20 protein-coding genes and 1 riboswitch are annotated in these 21,679 nt (G+C 38.9%); of the genes, 11 read left to right on the top strand and 9 right to left on the bottom strand.

Features of this window, described 5'->3' with window-relative positions:
* Positions 1-108 precede the first annotated feature (108 nt).
* From VBD025_RS08850 to VBD025_RS08860, 3 genes are all read left to right on the top strand, one after another.
* On the top strand, positions 109-372 hold the full coding sequence (locus VBD025_RS08850) for a phosphocarrier protein HPr (RefSeq protein ID WP_430784591.1): 264 nt from the start codon (positions 109-111) through the stop codon (positions 370-372).
* Positions 373-442: 70 nt separating this feature from the next.
* On the top strand, positions 443-940 hold the full coding sequence (locus VBD025_RS08855; RefSeq protein ID WP_430784593.1) for a cation:proton antiporter regulatory subunit: 498 nt from the start codon (positions 443-445) through the stop codon (positions 938-940).
* A 2-nt stretch (positions 941-942) separates the two neighbouring features.
* Positions 943-2,121 (top strand): cation:proton antiporter, encoded by a 1,179-nt coding sequence (locus VBD025_RS08860; RefSeq protein WP_430784595.1) that lies wholly within the window; start codon positions 943-945, stop codon positions 2,119-2,121.
* A gap of 49 nt (positions 2,122-2,170) precedes the next feature.
* Here VBD025_RS08860 and VBD025_RS08865 read toward each other — a convergent pair whose 3' ends face one another.
* On the bottom strand, positions 2,171-2,548 hold the full coding sequence (locus VBD025_RS08865) for a kinase-associated lipoprotein B (RefSeq protein ID WP_430784597.1): 378 nt from the start codon (positions 2,546-2,548) through the stop codon (positions 2,171-2,173).
* Positions 2,549-3,525: 977 nt separating this feature from the next.
* Between VBD025_RS08865 and VBD025_RS08870 the strand changes: the two genes are divergently transcribed.
* Positions 3,526-3,708 (top strand): hypothetical protein, encoded by a 183-nt coding sequence (locus VBD025_RS08870; RefSeq protein WP_430784599.1) that lies wholly within the window; start codon positions 3,526-3,528, stop codon positions 3,706-3,708.
* 111 nt (positions 3,709-3,819) lie between these two features.
* A complete protein-coding gene (locus tag VBD025_RS08875) occupies positions 3,820-4,386 on the top strand; it encodes a superoxide dismutase family protein (RefSeq protein WP_430784601.1) in 567 nt (188 codons plus the stop codon).
* 52 nt (positions 4,387-4,438) lie between these two features.
* Here the strand turns inward: VBD025_RS08875 and VBD025_RS08880 are convergent, their stop codons facing one another.
* The gene (locus tag VBD025_RS08880) at positions 4,439-5,605 is read right to left on the bottom strand and encodes a MalY/PatB family protein (RefSeq protein ID WP_430784603.1); all 1,167 of its coding nucleotides are present in this window, start codon (positions 5,603-5,605) and stop codon (positions 4,439-4,441) included.
* 180 nt (positions 5,606-5,785) lie between these two features.
* Positions 5,786-7,126, bottom strand: a complete 1,341-nt coding sequence (locus VBD025_RS08885; protein ID WP_430784605.1) for a glucose-6-phosphate isomerase — start codon at positions 7,124-7,126, stop codon at positions 5,786-5,788.
* A gap of 129 nt (positions 7,127-7,255) precedes the next feature.
* On the opposite strand from VBD025_RS08885, the gene VBD025_RS08890 reads away from it, so the two are divergent.
* Complete coding sequence (locus tag VBD025_RS08890) at positions 7,256-7,498, top strand: DUF378 domain-containing protein (RefSeq protein WP_430784607.1); 243 nt, start codon at positions 7,256-7,258, stop codon at positions 7,496-7,498.
* A gap of 95 nt (positions 7,499-7,593) precedes the next feature.
* Here the strand turns inward: VBD025_RS08890 and yugI are convergent, their stop codons facing one another.
* Positions 7,594-7,989, bottom strand: a complete 396-nt coding sequence (gene yugI / locus VBD025_RS08895) for a S1 domain-containing post-transcriptional regulator GSP13 (RefSeq protein WP_430784609.1) — start codon at positions 7,987-7,989, stop codon at positions 7,594-7,596.
* Positions 7,990-8,086: 97 nt separating this feature from the next.
* Between yugI and VBD025_RS08900 the strand changes: the two genes are divergently transcribed.
* Entirely contained in the window at positions 8,087-8,494 is a 408-nt protein-coding gene (locus VBD025_RS08900; protein WP_430784611.1) for a YugN family protein, read from the top strand.
* Here the strand turns inward: VBD025_RS08900 and VBD025_RS08905 are convergent.
* Complete coding sequence (locus VBD025_RS08905; protein ID WP_430784613.1) at positions 8,477-9,481, bottom strand: potassium channel family protein; 1,005 nt, start codon at positions 9,479-9,481, stop codon at positions 8,477-8,479. The two genes, VBD025_RS08900 and VBD025_RS08905, sit on opposite strands and share 18 nt — an antisense overlap.
* 89 nt (positions 9,482-9,570) lie before the next feature.
* Positions 9,571-10,119 (bottom strand): thioredoxin family protein, encoded by a 549-nt coding sequence (locus VBD025_RS08910; protein ID WP_430784615.1) that lies wholly within the window; start codon positions 10,117-10,119, stop codon positions 9,571-9,573.
* 833 nt (positions 10,120-10,952) lie between these two features.
* Here VBD025_RS08910 and VBD025_RS08915 point away from each other — a divergent pair.
* The 3 genes from VBD025_RS08915 (at position 10,953) to VBD025_RS08925 (ending at position 17,931) form a co-directional block, all read left to right on the top strand.
* The gene (locus VBD025_RS08915; RefSeq protein WP_430784617.1) at positions 10,953-12,011 is read left to right on the top strand and encodes a M20/M25/M40 family metallo-hydrolase; all 1,059 of its coding nucleotides are present in this window, start codon (positions 10,953-10,955) and stop codon (positions 12,009-12,011) included.
* 586 nt (positions 12,012-12,597) lie between these two features.
* A complete protein-coding gene (locus VBD025_RS08920; protein ID WP_430791328.1) occupies positions 12,598-16,923 on the top strand; it encodes a S8 family serine peptidase in 4,326 nt (1,441 codons plus the stop codon).
* 112 nt (positions 16,924-17,035) lie between these two features.
* A riboswitch (FMN riboswitch) is annotated at positions 17,036-17,182 on the top strand.
* 161 nt (positions 17,183-17,343) lie between these two features.
* Complete coding sequence (locus VBD025_RS08925; RefSeq protein WP_430784619.1) at positions 17,344-17,931, top strand: ECF transporter S component; 588 nt, start codon at positions 17,344-17,346, stop codon at positions 17,929-17,931.
* Positions 17,932-18,373: 442 nt separating this feature from the next.
* Here VBD025_RS08925 and VBD025_RS08930 read toward each other — a convergent pair whose 3' ends face one another.
* From VBD025_RS08930 to VBD025_RS08940, 3 genes are read right to left on the bottom strand one after another with little or no spacing between them, the layout of a single operon-like run.
* Entirely contained in the window at positions 18,374-18,718 is a 345-nt protein-coding gene (locus tag VBD025_RS08930; protein WP_430784621.1) for a hypothetical protein, read from the bottom strand.
* Positions 18,719-18,751: 33 nt separating this feature from the next.
* Complete coding sequence (locus VBD025_RS08935; protein ID WP_430784623.1) at positions 18,752-19,132, bottom strand: hotdog fold thioesterase; 381 nt, start codon at positions 19,130-19,132, stop codon at positions 18,752-18,754.
* 13 nt (positions 19,133-19,145) lie between these two features.
* The gene (locus tag VBD025_RS08940; RefSeq protein ID WP_430784625.1) at positions 19,146-20,066 is read right to left on the bottom strand and encodes a 1,4-dihydroxy-2-naphthoate polyprenyltransferase; all 921 of its coding nucleotides are present in this window, start codon (positions 20,064-20,066) and stop codon (positions 19,146-19,148) included.
* Between the two features lie 227 nt (positions 20,067-20,293).
* Between VBD025_RS08940 and VBD025_RS08945 the strand changes: the two genes are divergently transcribed.
* Positions 20,294-21,679 (top strand): isochorismate synthase, encoded by a 1,386-nt coding sequence (locus VBD025_RS08945; RefSeq protein WP_430784627.1) that lies wholly within the window; start codon positions 20,294-20,296, stop codon positions 21,677-21,679.

Here is a 21,679-nt window from a genome sequence, read left to right on the forward strand (position 1 = left end):
TTTGTTTCATTCGGTGTGGAATTTGTATATAATGTATGTAGTCTAGGGTTTACATATTGATGTAAATTTAACTATTGAATTTATTTATTATGGAAAGGATGAGATAAAGTGAAAGAACAAACATTTACAATTACAGCAGATACTGGTGTTCATGCACGTCCAGCTACATTATTGGTTAATAAAGCAGGCCAATTTGAATCAGAGGTTGAGGTTTCCTATAATGGAAAAAAAGTTAACCTTAAATCTATCATGGGCGTTATGTCCTTAGGTGTTCCAAAGGGAGCAGAAATCAACGTTATCGCTACTGGCGGCGACGAAGAAGAAGCGCTTGCTGGTGTGGCTGAAGTAATTAAAGAACATCTTGGAGAATAAGTAAAGCAGCTAGAGCCACTAAGTCTCTAGCTTTTTATTTTTCTAAATATATTATGATTTTAAAAAGAGGGTGAACGTATTGAATATTTCTATTTCACAGCTTCCGGGGATAGGTCAAAAAATATCCATGAAAACATCTGAAGATAATATGCTGGTTATTATCGTTCATCATACTGGAAAGAGAGAACTTTATTTCTTTGAAGATGCAGATAGTGACGAAGCGGACTTTGCGATGGATTTAACTCCAGAAGAAACGCGCGATTTGGCAGCGCAGCTACTTGGTACCACTTACCAGCCAGCAGATATTGAAAAAATTCGTATGTTTAAACGGCAAATCATAGTGGACTATATCAAGATAAAAGAAAAATCATCTCTTGTTAATAAAACGATAGAAGAATCCGATGTGCGGAATAAGACCGGTGCTACGATTATAGGGATCGTTCATGGAGATGAAGTTATTGCAATACCTGAAACAGATACAACGCTAAAGCCTGGAGATGTGTTGATGTCTGTTGGTAAAGAAGATCAGATTTCTTCTCTATCCAAGCTGTGCCAAGGAGAGGAATAAGTTTGTTTAATGAATTCCCTATTTTGTTAGGTGCCGGACTTGTTTTACTGGGGATTTTCTTTTTAGGTTTTATTGCATTAAAAACAAAATTTCCGAGCGTGATTTTATATATTTTATTTGGAATCGTATTAGCAGGTATGCTGCATCATAATCCGATTCTTCACTTTTCCAGTGAAGTTGCTATCGTGCTAATGTTCTTCCTTTTGGGATTGGAATTTAGTACGAGAAGATTAGGTGGAATTGCTAAAAAGATCTGGAGTTCAGGATTGCTCGATGTAGCACTCAGCCTAGGTGTTTCTACGGTGATTGCTTTTGGATTCGGTCTGGATTGGTTTAGTGCATTTCTGATTGGTGGAATTACATACGCAACCAGTTCTTCCATCACAGCAAAGTTATTAGATGATAAAGGGCGAATGGCGAACGCTGAGACCGAGTTCGTTTTAGCAATATTAATCTTCGAAGATTTAGTTGCACCAATTGTAGTAGCAATTTTAATTGCGTTAAGTGCAGGGAATGCATTTACTGGCAGTGATTTGCTTTTATTAGTAGGTAAAATCATTGGATTAGGCGTTCTTGCTATTTTTCTAAGTAAAACCTTGTTTAAGCATTTCGAAAAGTTTTTACTGCGAATTGATGATGAAGACTTTAAGTTTGCCTTACTGGTGGGAATTGCTTTGGCATTTGGTGGATTAGCTTTACTTCTAGGGTTATCAGAAGTTCTAGGTGCATTTTTAGCAGGTGTTATGCTTGCTGAAATTGGTAAAATTGATTATGTGGAGAGCGCCGTAGCACCCATTAAAAATCTAGTGCTCCCAACATTTTTCGTTTATTTTGGTACTACGATTGATTTAGGTTCAGGTATTCCTATGCCGCTTCTGCTAACCGTTCTATTAGTATGGTCGATTATTTCCAAAATTACTGTTGGAGTAGTTGGGGGGAAACTCTACGGTCTATCGAAGCGGGTTTCGCTCCGGGCAGGTTTATCCATTTGTGCCCGAGGAGAATTTTCAGTGGTTATCGCTAGCATAGCTTTTGGAACGTTAAAAGTGTTCGGTGGAATATACATTATATTGTCAGCATTTATAGGCATGCTGTTGTTTAGTTTCGCAAATAAAATAACAACAAAAATATACGGTAAACCGGTAAAGAAAAAGAAAAACTTAAAGGTTCCAACTGCTTAATCCAAAAAACGATCATGCAATTTCAAGCATGATCGTTTTTTGGGTTATGTTACTGATATTGTTTTTCCAGTTCTTCTAATGTTTTTAACGCTTTTTTGTTAAAGTCTGAGTCTTTATATGCTAATTTTTCTTTCAGTTTATTCACGGCGTTTTGACGAGACGGTGCATAATCAGGTACTTCGTCTTCATAGGGGTGAACAGCTGGTTTTGCTACGTTCACTTTTTCTTTGTATGCTAATGCTTTTCGTTCATGAAAAAATACGTCTTCCACTTGACCCGGGTTATGCAGATCACCCTGCATTGGATGCTTTTGAACAGCCAATACGGTGATGAGAAAACGGTCACCGCGATCTTCTGTTATTTCGCCAATATATGTACCTGATTTATAATGAGCACGAACTATTTGTCCAACTTCTTTATCTGGCATAAATGTAATACCTCCAAACTAATTGATTATGCATCTATCTTACTTCATTTAGTTTAAAACCGCCAAACGAACGGTTTGGAATAAGGCGTTTTAAGCAGGTAAGAAAGTATAAATCCGTTCTTACTGCATAAGTACAACTAAAACTTTAGCCATTAAAGTTTTGCGATAAGCCAAATTTTCTAAAAAGATAAGAATGTATAAAGTATTTATGTTTGTCTGTCTAGCTCCAACGCCCAGCCCGCTTGAAATTTTTACATGCTATAAGTTCATTTGTCGCATTGATGGAAAATGCGACGTAACATACTATTTTTTTGCACTGTCTTTGATTACTGAAAAAGTAACATGGAAATACGAAATAAGTGGATCTGCAATCGCATCTTAGAATTCACTTCGCGCACCTTAGGGCACGGCTTCAGTCTCCTCGAGAAACTTAACGAAGCGGGGCCTTCAGACTCGTGCTGTTCCCGCAGGAGTCTCGTGAATTCGATGATGCTAGGTTAAGGTAAGATCACCCTGAGTACGATGAAGGTCACTGAAAAAGTGGTTGATTTTAAAATTACAAGTTCAACTTAACTTAGCTACTTCGAATATACGGAGACTCCTGTGGGAAGTAAGAGATCGGTGAGACCCCGAAGGACGGCAGTCCGAGGAGGCTCACCACTCGCCCGCGGAAAGCGGAGTATATTCGAAGTTGCGGTGGGTAGATCCTTTTATTTGTACTTCATGTAACTTTTTCAGTTTCCTAGGGATGACTCTGGAGGGCAACTACCTCACAGTATAGTGATTTTGCGTCACTATGAAAATGGATTGCGAGATATTCAATTGTTGCTGGGAGAATCACCTAATTTTATTATGTGATAATTGAGTTATACGTATAAAGCATTAGAGCAAATGCTGGTATAAGTAAAAACTTCACTACTTAAGGTTTAAGGGTAAACCCGAATTTGGTATAATGATGTCGAAAGGCGTGAGTACCTATGATGGAGTTTCTTTATTTTCCTGAGGATAAGACGGAATATATACCTGCAGTGATCACATTATTTATTTTCATGGTAGGTGCAGCTATTACGATGTATTTATTTTATAAGCATTCCAAGAAAGAAGAACAGAGCGTCAATGAAAAGTATAATTTAAACAAACCAAGTGATGAAGAAAAATAAGCGTTAGAATTAAAAAAACTGTTTAGCCTGCCATAGCTTAACAGTTTTTTTGTTTAAGTTGCTGATTGTTGGTGGATACTAATATAAAAACGCCAATAGGAGGCAAAAAAAATGCGTTATTTGCTGATTGTACTCTTTTCACTCGCGCTAATAGGCTGTCAGAGTAATGCACGAACCACTTTAGAGGTTGATATGTACAACGCAGCTAGTGATAAAGTCGGAACAGCTACTTTCAATGAAGAACCTGGTGGAGTCTCTATTAAATTGAAAGTAGAGGGGTTATCTCCTGGGTTGCATGGAATTCATGTACATGAATTTCCGAAATGCGAAGGACCTGATTTTAAAAGTGCTGGGAGTCATTTTAATCCGGAGGGCAAGGACCATGGTTTGCTGATTACGGATGGGCCGCATACTGGGGATCTGCCTAATGTTGAAGCAGATGACGAAGGAATTGTCGATGTAGAATTAATGTTAGCGGAAGCAACACTTTTGGAAGGAAAAACATCCTTATTGAAAGGTGGAGGCAAATCGCTCATTATCCATAGTGGTGTGGATGACGGAATTAGCCAGCCTAGTGGAGATTCTGGTGAACGCTTAGTGTGCGGTAAGATAATGTCAAAGGCAGAAGCTAAGGATAAATCAAGTGACCCTACAGAAAATGAAGAAGAAAAAAAGTAACCGACTGCGCATTCTGCATTTAAAATGAGCAATCGGTTAGGTATGGAATTTTTTAAGCATTAACGGCGTTAATAATGCGTTCTACACCTTCTTTAAGTGTTTCTCTTGGACATGCGATATTCATACGCATAAATTGCTTTCCTTCTTCGCCGTATTCAATACCAGCATTGAGTCCAACTTTTGCCTTTTCAATCATAAATGTTTTTAAAGATTTATCATCTAAGTTCAGTCCACTGCAGTCTATCCAAACCAGGTACGTGCCTTCCATATCAATAACTTTTAACTCATTTGTATGTTGACTAAACATTTCAGCAACATAATTACGGTTCTCCTGTAATACGTTTCGGAGTTCCTCGAGCCACTCATCTCCATGATTATAAGCAGTTTCCATAGCGATGATGCCCATTGTATTAAGAATATGATGACCCTGGTTTCCCATTTGCTCTTTAAACTTTATTCGCATGTTCTTATCTTCTGTTATAGCATAAGATGCTTGTAATCCTGCTAAATTAAATGTTTTGGATGGTGACATAAACGTGATGGTTTGTTGACTGATTTCATTTGATAATGACGCGATAGGTATATGCTTACTGCCAGGGAAAGTCAAATCACCGTGAATCTCATCACTTATGATTAGCACATTGTAAGTTATACATAAGTCCGCCATCTTTTGTAATTCTTCTTTACTCCAGACTCTTCCCACCGGATTATGAGGAGAACATAAAACAAATGCTTTCACGCCACTTTTTAGCTTTTCTTCAAAATCTTCAAAGTCTATCTGATACGCGTTATCTTTATATTTCAATGTATTTTTTACGACTTCACGATCATGCTTTTCAATTACATGATAAAAAGGCGTATATACAGGAGTCTGAATGAGCACTTTATCTTTTGGTTCAGTAAAAGTTTGAATTGCGATGTGCAAACTTGCAACAACTCCTGGACTGAACGTGAGCCAGCTGGTATCTATTTGCCAGCTGTGTCGTCTCTTTTGCCAGTCAGCTATTGAATTTTCCACATCGGTATCTACAATTGTGTAGCCAAATATTCCGTGTTCTGCTCGCTCTTTTAAAGCATCAATGACAGGCTGTGGTGTCTTGAAATCCATATCAGCAACCCACATTGGAAGTACATCATCGGATTGGAAAACGCTGCTTAAAATATCCCATTTAACCGAACGGGTTTGTTTACGGTTATGTACATCTGTAAAATTCATCAAATATATAGCCTCCCTTTTTATTAATTATACAAATAAAAATCTACAAAAAAAAGCAAAGCGCTAAACGCCTTGCTCACAGGGGGAATACGAGAAAGTCTTACACTATTAGTATTACCCTTATAAATAGTATATAAACATATTTTGACAAGTTTCTCATTATAAATTTATTAACTAAAAAAATTAGAGACGTTTTTCAAGCTTTTCTTTTTCATCTTCATATCCAGCTTTTCCTAGTAGTGCAAACATATTCTTCTTGTAAGCTTCGACACCGGGCTGATCGAATGGATTAACACCGAGTAAATACCCACTGATGGCGCAAGCTTTTTCAAAAAAGTAAACTAAATAACCAAACGTATAAGCATCAAGTGATGGTAATTCGATCACCAGGTTTGGAACTCCGCCATCCGTATGGGCAATCATAGTTCCTTGATAAGCTTTATCATTTATTTCATGCAGCGTTTTTCCAGTTAGATAATTTAGACCGTCTAAGTTTTGTTCGTCGCTTTGTACCTTCATTTCTTTTTTAGAAGAATTAACGTGTAAAACGGTTTCAAATAAATCCCGTCGACCGTCCTGCACATATTGACCTAAGGAGTGCAAATCAGTTGTGAAATTAGCTGATGTAGGGAAAATGCCTTTCTGATCCTTTCCTTCACTTTCACCAAATAACTGTTTCCACCACTCTGAGAAATATTGCAGCTGCGGTTCATAATTAACCAGCATTTCTATTGTTTTCCCTTTATTGTACAAACAATTGCGCACTGCAGCGTATTGGTATGCCGAATTTTGTTCGATTGATTCGGCACCTAAATCAATTGTTGCTTGTTTAGCGCCATCCATCATTTGATCAATTGAAATTCCACTTGCAGCAATCGGCAGCAAACCAACTGCAGTTAATACGGAGTATCGGCCACCTACATCATCTGGAATAATAAAGCTTTCATAGCCTTCTTCTGTTGCAAGTTTTTTCAACGCGCCTTTTTCTTTATCTGTAGTTGCATAAATTCTCTTTTTTGCCTCCGTTACACCGTATTTATCCTCTAAGAACTTTCGGAACACACGAAAGGCAATAGCAGGTTCGGTTGTAGTACCACTTTTGGAAATAATGTTAATCGATACATCCTTATCTTGCAGTACATCCAGTAATTCCTGCATGTAGGTTGAACTGATATGATGCCCAGCAAAAATAATCTGCGGTAACGTGCGATCATTTAGTAAATGTGAAAACGAATGGTTTAACATTTCAATTGCAGCACGCGCTCCTAAGTATGAACCACCTATACCAATAACGAGTAATACGTCTGAATCACTTTTAATTTTTTCAGCACTAGTTTTTATTCGATCAAATTCTTTTTGATCGTATGAATCAGGTAAGTTTAGCCAGCCTAAGTAATCGTTGCCAGCTCCAGTTTTATTATGTAATGCATGATGTGCAGCAGATATAAATTCATTCATTTGGTTTACTTCATTTTCCTGTAAAAATGGGATTGCTTTTTGGTATGAAAAACTAATATGTGTCATTTTTTGCCTCCTAGGGAATCTTTCCATTTTACTTTATCGAACTCAACTAGTGAAATCAAGAATGAGTATGCATATATTTTGATAAAGGGGAAAAAATAGGGGAGAGTCGAATGATAAGGAGGGAAGATAATGAGTGGAATTCAACGTGCAGCGTTAGCTATAACCATAATTGGTGCAATAAATTGGGGACTTATCGGATTATTCCAGTTTGATTTAGTTGCTTCCATTTTTGGTGGCGGTGAACAAAGCGGAGCTATTGCCCGCGTTATCTATGCAATCGTAGGAATTAGTGGGCTGATTTCTTTGTCCATACTGTTTAAACCAGACGAAGCATTCGCAGGCGATAGAGAGGCGAGAACAACAGGAACTTAGGTTGTGTGTTAACATCTCAGTAAAAATTAAAAAGGCTCACTCAATCATTTTCACTGTTTGTAGTGAAAATGAAGAGTGGCCTTTTCATTCGTTAATTAATTCTTATACGTTTCTTCACGTTTTTCGGATTGTCCAATCCATTCTTCTAATTTATCTTTAAGCGTGTTGAAACCAGCCGCACTATCCTGCTGCTGTTGCTGCTGCTTCACAGGTTGGCTGCTTGGTGCTTTTGCTTGTTTCTTTGGTGCTTCTTCAGTTGCGCGGATAGATAATGATACTTTATTTTTTTCGGAATCAACGTTCAATACTTTAACATTTACGTCATCGCCAACTGTTAAATGTTCATTAATATCTTTAACATAACCATGCGTAACTTCAGAAATATGAACTAATCCTTGTGTTTCATCATCCAAAGCGACGAATGCACCGTATGGCTGAATTCCTGTAACTTTTCCTTCTATAACCTGACCTGTTTCAAACTTGTCTGTCATGCTGAACAACTCCTATACCTTTTTCGATTCTTTTCACACAATATAACATTCTATCACAGATTATGTAATCAAGCAAAAAAAAGAAGGGATGATTGAAATGGTACCATTAAAATCAGATATTGAAAATACGGTTTACTCGTTATATGTTTTAGAAGAATTATTAAAACCAGAAGGCTTTGTAATTGGTTCAAGCTGGGATTATGATAGTGGATACTTTGACTACTTGATTGACAATAAACAGGCGTACTATTATTTGCGAATACCTTTCTATGCAGTAGCTGGGTCTCTCGATTATCCAGGTGTCACAGTCCGTGTTGATAAACCATTTTTACTTGCGCATGAGTACCAGAAAGGAATTGATGAAAAAGCGGAAACAGGGGCAGTATCCGGGGCAGTTAATCAGTTTCAAACGCCTACTAATCCTGATGCTGATATGCCTGAAGAGTATATCGATTTTGGCAAGGAACTAGTAAAAAAAGTGGAGAGATTACTTATCCCGGGGTGATATCGTGACTACAGCATCTCCAGGTTTCAAAAGGAAATCCGGAGATGGGTTCAATTGCCAGACGTCATGTCGTTTAACGCCAAGCAAGAGTTGTTGTCCCTCCAAAAAATACACAACTCCGCTCAAAAACGATTTATTGCCTAGATCTTCAGGAAGTGTTCGATGTATAAATTGCTGATTTTCTAATAAGTTAGCTAACAATTCAATAGGGTTGTTAGCTTTGGCAGAAATAAGTTCATGATATAACAAACTGCTTAATAGTTCATTAGGTCGGATAATGGACGAAGCACCTGCACGAAGCGCATTTTCGGATTGTTTATTGGATAACACTTCAGCCACAATTGGCACAGAGACATTATTCCCTCGTATCGCAACAGTTGTTAGTACAGTATGGTGGTCTGCAAGCTTTTCCTTCTTTGATGTATCGGCGGTAACTAAAACGGATTTAGCGCCAGTGACACCAGCATTCAGAAGGGTTTCGTCTTCACTTGGATCACCATGAATAAAATGAGCAGGTACTTGCTGGTAGGGCAAGTGTTTTAGACTAACATCGATAATTACTATTTCAGCCAGTTTATCTCTGGACGTGATTGTATCGATTAATTGACTAGTGCGTTCATTCCAGCCGACAACAATTATGTGTCCACTTCCTTTGTAAGCAACTTTACCTTTTGATAACTTGTTTTCATGGTTGATTGTCGCTGCAGAAACAGTTGTGATATAAAACGTAATTAACCCACCACCAGATAAAATTAGTAGTATTCCTATTATTTTACCGGGTACTGTCTGTGGTACCAAGTCACCGTATCCAACGGTGGCACCTGTTACAAATGCCCACCAGACTCCATCAAAAAAAGTGGGAAATGCATTCGGTTCAACAAAATGAATGACGGCACCAAAAACAAGCATTAGCAGAAAAACACTTAATAACAAGCGTAAGACAATAGGAAAACGGAAGTAAATTTGTTTAATCAGTTCAATTCGCATGGTTTCACCCTTAACTAACATAGAGTTTTTTAACTAGTATGGACACTTCTGCACAAAAAAAGACATCCGCCGTGGATGCCTTTTAAACGCTAGTTGATTGTTTTTTTAATACTTTGGTATACTTCATCCCAAAAATCAGTGTTATCGCGAAATGATTTTGTTAAGAAGAGAAGCATTTCATTCAGCTTTTCTTTGTAATCTGGAGCGTCCTCATCAGGTAAGTTAGACCGTGCGTCATTAAGGAATTGTTGAATACTTTCTGCTCTAGGTCCCCATTTAGCTACTTCTTTACCGTTCTGATCAATGAAAATGAATATTGGAATAGAACGTGATTTTCCATTTGTCAGGTACTGATCCATCAGTTCAAGGTTACTGTCTCTTGGTAACAAAGATACTCCCATTTGGGTTTGTTCTGCTAATCGAAATAAAATGGGTACGTTTAGCATTGCATCGCCACACCAATCCTCTGTTAACACAACTACACGAAGTTTTTGTTCATGTATCTTGTCAACAAACGCTGCATCTTCTGGTACTGAAAAATTATCATAAATATGTAAAAGACTATCTTTGTGTTTAGTCATGGATTCAATATATTCGTCAGGTGATAACCCTTTTTCAAACCATTCATTTAATGTCATTAGAAATACGCTCCTTCGAATTAATTACTTAGTAACACAACTTTCATAAAATAAGTTGTTGCTCTTGGCTTGCTTTGCTACTGAAAAAAGTTAGACTTATAACAAAGTATGTGGATCTACAATCGCATCGTCGAATATACTTCGCTTTCCGCGGGCACGGCTTCAGCTTCCTCGGATAAGCAAAGCCCGCTTTCCTGCTTAGATCTTCAGCTCGCGCTGTTCCCGCAGGAGTCTCGTATATTCGAAGATGCTAAGTAAGAGTGACAAGATAAAACTTTATTATCTACCACTTTTTCAGTAGCCACTTAACTTTCCCAGAGGAGTCTACCTATTTTTTCCCTACTGCTGTTGTTTCATGAGAGAAATCTTTTTATGGATTAAAGCATGAATTCCCCATAATTATGGCAGTTGTTTGGAGTGGAGGACCTTTTACTCCTGCAGGAACAGCACGAGTCTGAAGGCCCCGCAGTTTAAATGAGGAGGGCCAACTAAAATCGTCCTTTGCGGACAACGTTGGCATACCCCTTGCCGGGGCTAGGAGACTGAAGCTGTGCTCGCGGAAAGCGATGTTCCGCAACGGAAAACAACCAGCTGTTACTTCAAATAAATCAGCAGCTTGTTCTAGGAATAGATACATATGTAATTTGTGTCATGGACCATCTTTCAAGTGCTGCCGTTTAGTGCATGGACCATGATTCAACAGGTGCGAAAGTAGTGTTAATAAAATTTTACCTAACTTGGGGGGATTCGTAAACAAAAGTGCTCTTACTTAAGAATTTTGCTATGATGAGAGTATAATACATTTTTATAAACGTTTGGGAGGAATATTACTAATGGAACAAGCAAACAGAGATTTTTTAATGGAATTACTTAAAACACCATCTCCTTCCAGTAATGAGATGGAAATTCAGAAGAAATGGATCGATTACGTAAAGGATTTTTCAGACGAGATCCGCACGGACAACGCGGGAAATGCGATTGGCGTGCTGAATCCCGACGCTCCCTTTAAAATTTTACTAGCCGGTCATTGTGATGAGATTGCCTTAGTGGTAAACAGGATCGACGAAAATGGATTCCTGCATTTTGACAAAATGGGAGGGATTAATCCGAAAGCTGCTGTAGGTATGAAGGTCACCATTCTTGGTTATGGCAAAACACTTACTGGTGTTATCGGTGTAAATGCCCAGCATCACGGTGGACTCAAAAATGAATTTGGACTTGAGGATCTGTTTATTGATTGCGGATGTAAATCCAAAGAAGAAATGGCAGAATACGTGCAAATTGGAGACTTGGCGGTTTATAAAACCGATCCCGAAATCTTGATGGATCGTTATGTGGCAGGACGTGGTCTTGATAACCGAACAGGATCGTTCATTGTTGCCGAAGTAATAAGAAGGCTTGCCAATATGGATTGTAAAGTTGGCGTATACGCTGCAAGCACTGTAAATGAAGAAACTAACATGGGCGGAGCATATTTTGCAGCAGCTGGTATCAAACCAACGATGGCAATCGCTTGTGACGTTACGTTTGCAACCGATTATCCAGCAGTGAATAAAAATAAACATGGAGATATTCGTTTGGATGGAGGACCTGTCCTAGCAAAGGGTGCACCAATTAATATCAAAATTAATAAGTTACTCGAAAAAACTGCGAAAAACTTAAAAATGGACGTGCAATATGAATTAACACCAAGAATGACTGGAACAGATGCTGATAAGATGCGTTTAACTGGCAGTGGAGTTCCGGTAGCACTTGTTTCATTACCTTTACGCTATATGCATTCACCAGTTGAAACAGCCAGTTTTGCAGATATCGATGAAGAAATTGAATTACTTGTGCAAATGATTTCCAACATGGATGGAAAGGAAAGCTTAAATCCATTGGAAGACTAAATATAAATTACTTCTGAATAGTGGAGCCTCAGTTTGAGTTTATAAAACTCGAGCTGGGGCTTTTTTACTAAATGCTTACATCTTATATGACTATTGTCTATGGTTAATGGGATAAAGATTGACAAAAGGTCTGATTTATCGTGAGTAAAAGCGAAATTTTAACATAATCGTTATTTTGCTTAGGTGTAAATGCTTATTTTTTAAAAAATAAAAACTATTTCTGTTATCTATGACAATAGTCTCTGGAATTATTTTCCTTTAACAGCAACGAAATTTGTATTCGATTGAAAAAGTAGTGAGGCTTATTAACTGAAGTGAAATATAGAGGAATGGTACTAATCTATCATTTTATTTAATCTAGTTTAAAATCGACAGAATGTGACACTAATTTTACTTGTTTTACATTATAGTAACTTTAACAACAAGAATATTACAAACGGCACCACTGACAGCTGGGACCTACACTAATCAATTAGTAAAGGAGGCGACGGGGTGTTTTTATTATGCCTTTATACATGTGAGTATAAGGGCAATTAGTGCAGGTGCGTGGTTCGAAAATCGAAGGGAGGAACCAAAATTGAGAAGAATGAAACAGCGTCACGTTAAAGTTTTTAGTATTGTAGCATCGTTCCTTATGATCATTTCCGTGATATTGCCTGGGATTGCTATGGCTGAAACGAATGGCAAAGTGTACAGTTCTCTAAATAAATCCCAAACTTTCGAGAAGAACAAAGTGAGTGACCGGTTACTTGAAAAGTTAAATAAAGAAGAAAAAGTTACATTTCTGGTAAAATTTAAAGAAAAAGCTGATTCGAAAAAGATAGCCAAAGAGGCTAGACAGAAAGCTAAGTCTGCTGATATGACGGCTAAAAAACAAGAATTTATTCAACGGTCGGCAGTTCTGTCAGAATTAAAGGCGACGTCCCTTGCATCACAACGAAATGTGAAAAAATATTTAGAGCAGCAGGTTGAAAAAGGGAATGCAGCAAATATCCATTCGTATTATGTTGTAAATGGAATGGCTGTTACTGCAACGAAAGAAGTTGCTCAGAAAATTGCGACTTTTGCTGAGGTAGAAAAGATCCTTCCAAATGAAACCCGACAACTGTTTGCTACTAAAACGAAAGGTGCAGCTACACCAAAGTCAGACGTTGCTAATGTGGAATGGAACGTTGAACGCGTTGGTGCACCACAAGTCTGGGAGGACCTTGGAATTGACGGTACAGGTACTGTTGTAGCCAGTATTGATACTGGTGTTCAATGGGACCACCCTGCGCTAAAGGATAATTACCGAGGTTACGATGCAGCAACTGATACAGTTGAGCATGATTACAACTGGTTTGACGCTACTGCAGGAGAATCTGAACCGTATGATGATCAAGGACACGGTACACATACCATAGGTACAATGGTTGGAGGAGAGCCAGATGGATCCAATCAAATTGGTGTAGCTCCTGGTGCTAAGTTTATTTCGGTAAAAGCATTCACAGCCAGTGGTGGAACTGATGCTGACCTGCTGGCTGCAGCTGAATGGATTTTAGCTCCAACTGATTCAGAAGGTAATGCTCGTGTAGACATGGCTCCTGATGTGGTTAATAACTCATGGGGAGGCGGAGCAGGTCTTGATGAGTGGTATAGAGATGTTGTCATAAACTGGCGGGCAGCAAATATTTTCCCTGAGTTTTCCGCTGGAAATACTACTCTATTTAATCCAGGCGGACCTGGATCGATTGCAACACCAGCAAATTACCCCGAATCATTTGCAACAGGCGCAACAGATATAGGTGATAATCTGGCAAGCTTCTCACTAGAAGGACCATCACCATATGATGAAGTTAAACCGGATATTTCAGCACCGGGTGTAAATATCCGTTCATCGGTCCCTGGAGGCGAATATGAAGGAGGCTGGAATGGCACTTCGATGGCTGGACCAGCTGTATCAGGAGTAGCGGCTCTCCTGCGACAAGTAGACGCGAGTTTAACTGTAGATGAAATGGAACAACTATTACTGAATTCAGCAACCCCATTAACTGATGAAGAATATCCAGAGTCGCCTAACAATGGTTTTGGATATGGCTTAGTTAATGCTTACGCTGCTGTTTCTTCTATTATGAGTGGACTTGGAACGTTAGAAGGACAAGTTACGAAAGAAGGAGAGGACAGAGAAGCACCGGTGCTGGAACATACTGCTCCAACTATGACGTACGCTGGTATGGATTTAGATCTAACCATATCTGTAACTGATAATATCAGTGTTTCTCAAGTTAATTTGCTTTATCTAGATCTATCAGGAAACTGGCAAACAGTTGAAGCAACTCGTACATCGGGAGATTATTTATCAGGAGAGTACGCTGCAACTATTTCAGGAGAGCAAGTTGCAGAAGACTCATTGGTTTATAAATGGGTCGTAAATGATTTTGGCAATAACGAAGTAGGAAGCGAGGAATATACTGTCCCAGTTGAAGCAGGAATTTCTTCTGGATACTCGCAGGACTTTGAATCAACTCCTTATGGTTGGACCTCTTTCGGAGAAAACAACAGCTGGGAAGTGGGAGTTCCAACAACAGGCCCTGAAAATGCAACTTCTGGGGAAAGAGTTTATGCAACAAACCTAGATGGAAACTATGAAAATAGTACAAATGCAACGCTAGTAATGCCACCAATTGATCTTCCGGAAGAGGATACGTTCCTGCAGTTTAAAAAATGGCATGAATTAGAATCGTACCAATCAGGAAGTTATTATGATTACGGTCATGTATTTGTATCTACAGATCAAGAAGAATGGACGCAACTGCTTGAGATGAAAGGGACAACTGCAGACTGGGAAAATACGGAAGTTGATTTATCCGATTACAGTGGCCAACGAATATATATTGGCTTTAATCTTACGTCAGATTCGACTGTTGTAAAACAAGGAATCTATATCGATGACGTAGCATTAACGGATACATCCATAGTAAGTAAGAAAGATAAAAATAAGAAAAATAAAGATAAAAACAAAGCGAATCTAGGCGTTATGAAAAAAGCTGAAAAAGCTGCAAAAAAAGAAAAGGTAGATCCGGATAAAATTCAACCGAAACTACCTATGAAAAAAAATCCTCCCGTCGAAGAGGACACAATTAATCCTACACTTTTACCAATAGGTGCGCAAGTATCTGTATTGGAAAGTGGACGAACAGTAAATACAAATCCTGAAGATGGAACCTATTCCTTTAGCCATGCAGCTGGTGAGTTTACAGTTAAGGCAGAAGCATATGGTTTTGCATCTGAACAGCAATCTGTTGTGATTGAAAGAGATGAAGTTGCGCAGGCAAATTTCACATTAGAAGAAATTAAACAGCATACAATCACAGGAACCATTACGGATGAAGAAACTGGTGATCCAATTGAAGGAGCAACTGTTATCCTTGTAGAGGATGCAAACGTTGCCCCAGTCGAAACAGATGCTGATGGTAACTATTCTATAGAAGCCTATGAGGGTACGTATACCTTGAAAATTTTAGCGAGAGATTATATCGGAAAAGAAGTAGACGTTTCAATTGAAGAAGGGAATGCAGAAGTCAATGTAGCATTGGAACCACTCTATACGTATCCTGGTGGTGAGATAGGCTATGATGATGGAACAGCTGAAAATGCTCATTCCTTCTATGATACAGGCAATGGCTGGGCTGTGAAAATGTCCTTACCAGAAGGGAAAGAGTCTGCAATTGTAACAGATGGAGTATTCCGTTTCTGGGGAACAGATTGGCCAGAACCAGGCGGGACGGAGTTTGCAGTTGAGGTATGGGATGCATCCGGACCAGATGGACAACCTGGTGAGAAAATCGCGGGTCCAATTAATGCAGAAGCTCTGCGGAACGGTGAATGGACTGTGGTAGACTTACGTGAACATGGCATAACAGTTGAAAGTGATTTCTATATGGTATATGTCCAGACGCAACCTCATCCAAACGGACCAGGGTTAGCTGCCGATGAAGATGGTGAGAATGCAGAACGTAGCTACCAATATGTAGGTGGAGCTTGGTCAATGGTCCCAAGTGACGAAGGTAACTACATGATTCGAGCTCGCGTGAGTTATGAAGTAGACGCTCCTGTTATTACTTCACCATCAGATAATGAAATTACGAACGACCCTAACATTACGGTTGAAGGTACAGCATCACCTACAACGACTGTGCTGTTAAAGAATAACGGGGAAGAAGTAGGAACTTCAGAAGTTGGAGAATCTGGCAGTTTCTCTATACCTGCAGAACTGCAAGAAGGAGTTAACGAACTAACTGCAGTATCTTTACTAGACGGGGATCCGACAGGTGAATCAGATCCAGTTAAGGTTACCCTGGACACGCAAGCACCTGAGTTAACGATAGACAGTCCTCAAGATGAAGGGAAAACTAATCGCGAGACTGTCACAGTCGAGGGTACTGTAACGGATGCAAATTTAGATTTTGTTAAAGTGAATGGTCAGAAGGCAACTGTTGAGGATGGTACCTACTCCAAGCGAATTTTACTGGATAACGGCAGAAATAAAATTAAAGTGGTGGCACAGGATTTAGCCGGAAACAAAAAGGTTAAACGTATACAGGTTGATGTAAAATACGACGCACCTGTGATAAGTAACCTGACACCTACTGAAGATAAAACGATCGAGGCAGGCGAAAGTGTGCGAATCGAGTTTGATAGTGAGCCTGGGCTCAATGCTACATTCTTTATCCATATGCCGCTAACAAACGCTGTAGCTAATGCCACCGAGCTTCCAATGATGGAGGTTTCTGAAGGGCACTATGTTGGTTATTGGACAGCGACCAGCAACGTAAAAGCTGACGGGGCTGTCATAGAAGTCAAAGCGGTTGATGATTTTGAAAATGAGACTCGAAAAGTGGCAGAAGGAAGATTGTTTATCAACATCGAGTAACCTTAATAGTCTATTAAAGAAGCACGGGGTACATTCCCGTGTTTCTTTATGTGCAAATTACTATTCAAAATGACACAAAAATTGTATAATATGAATATCAATTAAATATCGATTCAATCTTCGGGGCAGGGTGCAATTCCCGACCGGCGGTGATGAACGTCAGTTGTTCTAAGTCCGTGACCCGCAATGCTTTGGCAGAGCGGTGGATCTGGTGAAATTCCAGAGCCGACAGTTACAGTCTGGATGGGAGAAGATTATGAAGCTGAAATTCGGGTGCTACGTGCGCCTTTATTTTCCTGTGAATTAATCCCCTGAAGCCTATGTAGGTTTCGGGGGATTTGTAGTTTAGCAGCTAATCCATAGTAGGCTTATCCTTCATCAAAAGATTTGAATCGATATCCAGATGGAGGAGAATGAATCATGCAAAAATCATCACATTTATTGAAATTAATTATTTTATCGTTACTTGGTACTATTTCGCTATTATTATTTTTCTTGAACTTTCCTTTACCATTTTTACCTCCGTATTTGAAAATTGACTTTAGTGAGGTGCCGGCACTCATCGCAGCGTTAATCTTTTCACCACTGGCTGGGGTAATCGTAATAGCAATTAAGAATATGCTGTATCTAGTGGTATCTGGCGCAGGTGATCCAATTGGGGTTGCTGCAAATTTCCTGGCTGGTGTTTTGTTCATTGTGCCAGTGTCTATGCTTTACCATAAGTTTAAGGGTGTAAAAAGCGTTGTATCAGGGTTGGCTGCCGGAACGATAATTATGGCGGTAGGTATGAGTATCTTAAACTATTTTATTATTCTTCCATTGTACGCTTGGTTTATTGGTGTGCCTGAAATGGCGGAGAGTACGGCAAAATGGATTGCTGTATATGCGGGTATATTGCCTTTTAATATTATTAAAGGAATTATCGTTGGGATGCTGTTTGTACCATTGTTTATTAAATTGCGGAGATGGATTGAGCAAAAGAGAGCAAATTTGGCTAAGGTTATATAAAATTATTCGTAGTGGGGATGCCAGTGGCGTCCCCACTTTGAATACAAACGCCGAATGAAAAAACGTTAATACTTGTTCCACGGGCCAGTGCTGGGACTTCTCTGACTTGAGTCGAAGCCACTGAAAAAGTTACATTTATAACAGATTAAGTGTATCTATTCTCGCATCTTCGAATATACTACGCTTTCCGCGGGCACGGCTTCAGTCTCCTCGAGAAAATCCACTCTGCGGGGCCTTCAGACTCGTGCTGTTCCCGCAGGAGTCTCCGTATATTCAAGATGCGAAAGTGGATCCACAAACTTACTACCACATGAAACTTTTTCAGTTGCCTCGCATTCGTATATTTGAGAGGCTAAGTCGATAGAATTTTATTAAAATAGCAAAAATCCGAACGAGATCGAAAGAACGTTCGGATTATGATTTAAATAATATGCTTTTTTACTTATGCTTCTTCAACTAGAATTTTAGCGGTTGGCTCGGCTTCTAACCGTTCCTCTGGAATTTCCTTGCCTGATACTTCGCTTTTACCGTAAGTTCCATTCTCTATCCGTTCTAACGCATCGTTAATATCCTGTAAACGGTCGGATTTGACCTGTTGTAATCCTGCATCACGTTCCTGTTCGAATTGTTCAGTTCCCATATCGGCAGGGTGATTGTCATAGTCTGCTAATTCTCCAACAGCATCGTTTGGACCTTGTTGCTTATTTTGGTCTAATTGCTGTTCCATATCCTGCTTCATATTGAGTAGTTTTCCCTTGAAGTGCTCTAACTTTTTATCACTTAACATTGTTAAAACTCCTTTCAATCATCATACCTATCCTTACTTAGGTACTACCCCAATCGTACACCTGGATAAACAAATAAGTTTTTCGTTTTCATCTTCCACTCGAACTTCCCAGACCATTGTTGTTTTTCCAATATGGACAGGGGTAGCTTTAGCGGTCACTATACCACTGCGTTTGCTCTTTATGTGATTTGCATTTATTTCGATTCCAAAAACATTAAAAGATTCGGGGTCCACATTGAGGTAGGCACCGATGCTTGCAGCTGACTCAGCTAATGCAACGCTTGCTCCTCCATGAAGAAAACCCATTGGCTGTTTGGTCCGGTGATCTACAGGCATAGTCATGATTACTAATTCTTTGTCTGATGACTGTACTTCAATACCTAGTGTTTCCATCATTGTATTTTTCAGTTCCATTGAAAATCCTCCTTTAATAAATTTTATTAATAAGTAAGGATATACCTAATAGCAAGCCATAGATTGTATTTGTTTTTCCGGTTAAGACCATAGCAGGCATCATTTCGATAGGTGTTGATTTGCCCTTAAATTTCTTAACTACGTCTACTGCAATTTTGATACTTAGAAATGTAATGATTGACCAGGCTGGCAGGATTCCTGTAATGATGAAATAGAGCGTAAAACCATATGCAGCAATGAATAATGAAGCAAGAAAAATAATTGCATTTTTGTGCCCTAAGAGAATTGCGATTGTTTTACGGCCGTTTAATTTGTCGCCATCAAGGTCCCGGATATTATTAGCCAGCAGTATACATCCAATAAATATTGCGATTGGGATAGATATCCAGATCACACTTGCCGTTACTTGCATTGTCTGGATGTAATAACTAATTCCTATAATAACTGTTCCCATAAAAAAACCTGCAAAAAGCTCACCGAATGGTGTATATGCAATTGGAAATGGTCCAGCTGTATATAAATAGCCAAAGAGCATACATATTAATCCAATGACAGCTATCCACCAGCTTGAAGTTGTACAAATATAAATTCCAAGCAGTCCTGCAACTACGAAGAAAATGAAGCCAAGTCGAAGTACTGTTTTTGGTGCAATCCCATCGCGGACAATCGTACCTCCTATTCCTACAGAATTTTCATTGTCTAATCCCCGCTTAAAGTCAAAGTATTCATTAAATATGTTTGTAGCGGACTGTATAAGAATGGAAGCGATCAGCATTGCTAAGAATACTAAAAAGTGAAAGGATTTATCATTAAGTGCAAGCATTGTTCCGACAAAAACAGGAATAAATGAAGCTGTTAATGTATGTGGTCGCAAGAGTCGCCACCAAATTTGAAAACCTGGTTGATTAGGTAAAGCTTGTTTTGTAGATTCCATTTGCTGTTCTCTCCTCTATTTATGTACAATATCCACTTAAGTTTAGGCAATTCCCAAAGCGGTGTCAATCGACATTAATTGCTAAATTAGAGAATTGGAAGTAGCTTTTATTCTCTGCATGCAGTAATTGTTTGTAAATTAATGACTCTTTTCTTGAGAAACAGGGAAAAAGAGAATAAAATAAGATATGTATGTATAAGTGTATCGTTTAATGGAGGTTTATGAAGATGATTGAGACAAAGGTTGAAATAACCGAATCCATTTTTAGTGAAGCTATAGATCAGGCAAAAAAATTAAATAATAGTCAATTAGTAAGTATCACGAAAGAAATACTGCCAATTGAACCGCTTCACTTTTTTAATGCGGCAAAACAATTGGACGCGGATCGAACATTTTGGTCCAACACAGCTGAAGACTTTACGATGGTAGGTGTTGGAACGACGTATAGAATTGAGGCAACAGAAAATCGTTTTGAAGAAACGGATCAGCAATGGAATAGGATAAGGGAACAGGCGATTATCCATAACCCATACCAAAAGCCTGGGACCGGCCTGGTAATAATGGGTGGTATGACTTTTGATCCATCCAATACCAAAACCGCTTTGTGGGAAAACTTCCCAGAAAGTGAATTTACCGTTCCTACCTATGTATATTCTAACTTCGAGGGAAAACATTATCTGACAACAAATGTTCACGTTTCAAATGAAGATAATGCTAGTGAACTTTTAACAAATATTAATGAAACTATTAATATTCTTTTAAAAAATCCTGTCACTGATCCTGTTAAGGCTGTGATTGTAGATAAACAAGATGTAGCGCCAGAAAAGTGGAAACAAACGGTTAAGGACGCTACTAATGAAATTAAGTCAAGTGTGATTGAGAAAATAGTTCTTTCGAGAGAAATACGGATAAAATTAAGCTGCAATGCCGATATAACTGCAGTAGTGCAGGATTTACTAAATACACAAACTAACAGCTTTGTCTTTGCATTTGAGCGGAACGGAGACTGTTTTGTCGGAGCAACACCTGAAAGATTGGTTAAAATAGAAAATGATCACTTGTATTCTGCCTGCTTGGCTGGAACTGCTCCTAGAGGTGAAACAGTTGAAGCGGATGATATACTAGCTAATCAGCTATTAAATGATGATAAAAACCGGAGCGAACATGATTTTGTAGTTAAAATGATAAGTGAGGCAATTAATCCTTATTGTACGGATATAGTTATTCCAGAAGTACCAACTGTATATCCATTAAAAAATCTTCAGCATTTATATACACCGGTAACAGCAGAGGTCAGAAGTAATGTAAGTGTTTTTGATATTATTGGAAAGCTTCATCCTACTGCAGCGCTTGGTGGTGTCCCAAGACATGAATCCATGGAATTCATCCGGAACAATGAATTGTTGGACAGAGGCTGGTACGGCGCTCCTGTCGGCTGGATTGATCACAATAATAACAGTGAATTTGCAGTTGCGATTCGTTCAGGACTGCTCCAGGGTGATACCGCCTCATTGTTCGCGGGGTGCGGTGTGGTAGAGGATTCTGAACCTGAGGCAGAATATGAAGAGACAAATATAAAGTTGAAACCTATGCTAACTGTTTTAGGGGGATAA

The sequence above is a fragment of the Virgibacillus flavescens genome, assembly GCF_050574275.1.
Lineage (GTDB): Bacteria > Bacillota > Bacilli > Bacillales > Amphibacillaceae > Virgibacillus_F > Virgibacillus_F flavescens.

Bases quoted from the DNA above. Each gene is read 5' to 3' on its own strand.
- VBD025_RS08865 (WP_430784597.1), bottom strand. From the start codon at position 2,548: ATGCCAGATAAAGAAGTTGGACAAATAGTTCGTGCTCATTATAAATCA.
- VBD025_RS08870 (WP_430784599.1), top strand. From the start codon at position 3,526: ATGATGGAGTTTCTTTATTTTCCTGAGGATAAGACGGAATATATACCT.
- VBD025_RS08875 (WP_430784601.1), top strand. From the start codon at position 3,820: ATGCGTTATTTGCTGATTGTACTCTTTTCACTCGCGCTAATAGGCTGT.
- VBD025_RS08885 (WP_430784605.1), bottom strand. From the start codon at position 7,126: ATGACACATATTAGTTTTTCATACCAAAAAGCAATCCCATTTTTACAG.
- VBD025_RS08890 (WP_430784607.1), top strand. From the start codon at position 7,256: ATGAGTGGAATTCAACGTGCAGCGTTAGCTATAACCATAATTGGTGCA.
- yugI (WP_430784609.1), bottom strand. From the start codon at position 7,989: ATGACAGACAAGTTTGAAACAGGTCAGGTTATAGAAGGAAAAGTTACA.
- VBD025_RS08900 (WP_430784611.1), top strand. From the start codon at position 8,087: ATGGTACCATTAAAATCAGATATTGAAAATACGGTTTACTCGTTATAT.
- VBD025_RS08905 (WP_430784613.1), bottom strand. From the start codon at position 9,481: ATGCGAATTGAACTGATTAAACAAATTTACTTCCGTTTTCCTATTGTC.
- VBD025_RS08910 (WP_430784615.1), bottom strand. From the start codon at position 10,119: ATGACATTAAATGAATGGTTTGAAAAAGGGTTATCACCTGACGAATAT.
- VBD025_RS08915 (WP_430784617.1), top strand. From the start codon at position 10,953: ATGGAACAAGCAAACAGAGATTTTTTAATGGAATTACTTAAAACACCA.
- VBD025_RS08920 (WP_430791328.1), top strand. From the start codon at position 12,598: ATGAAACAGCGTCACGTTAAAGTTTTTAGTATTGTAGCATCGTTCCTT.
- VBD025_RS08925 (WP_430784619.1), top strand. From the start codon at position 17,344: ATGCAAAAATCATCACATTTATTGAAATTAATTATTTTATCGTTACTT.
- VBD025_RS08930 (WP_430784621.1), bottom strand. From the start codon at position 18,718: ATGTTAAGTGATAAAAAGTTAGAGCACTTCAAGGGAAAACTACTCAAT.
- VBD025_RS08935 (WP_430784623.1), bottom strand. From the start codon at position 19,132: ATGGAACTGAAAAATACAATGATGGAAACACTAGGTATTGAAGTACAG.
- VBD025_RS08940 (WP_430784625.1), bottom strand. From the start codon at position 20,066: ATGGAATCTACAAAACAAGCTTTACCTAATCAACCAGGTTTTCAAATT.
- VBD025_RS08945 (WP_430784627.1), top strand. From the start codon at position 20,294: ATGATTGAGACAAAGGTTGAAATAACCGAATCCATTTTTAGTGAAGCT.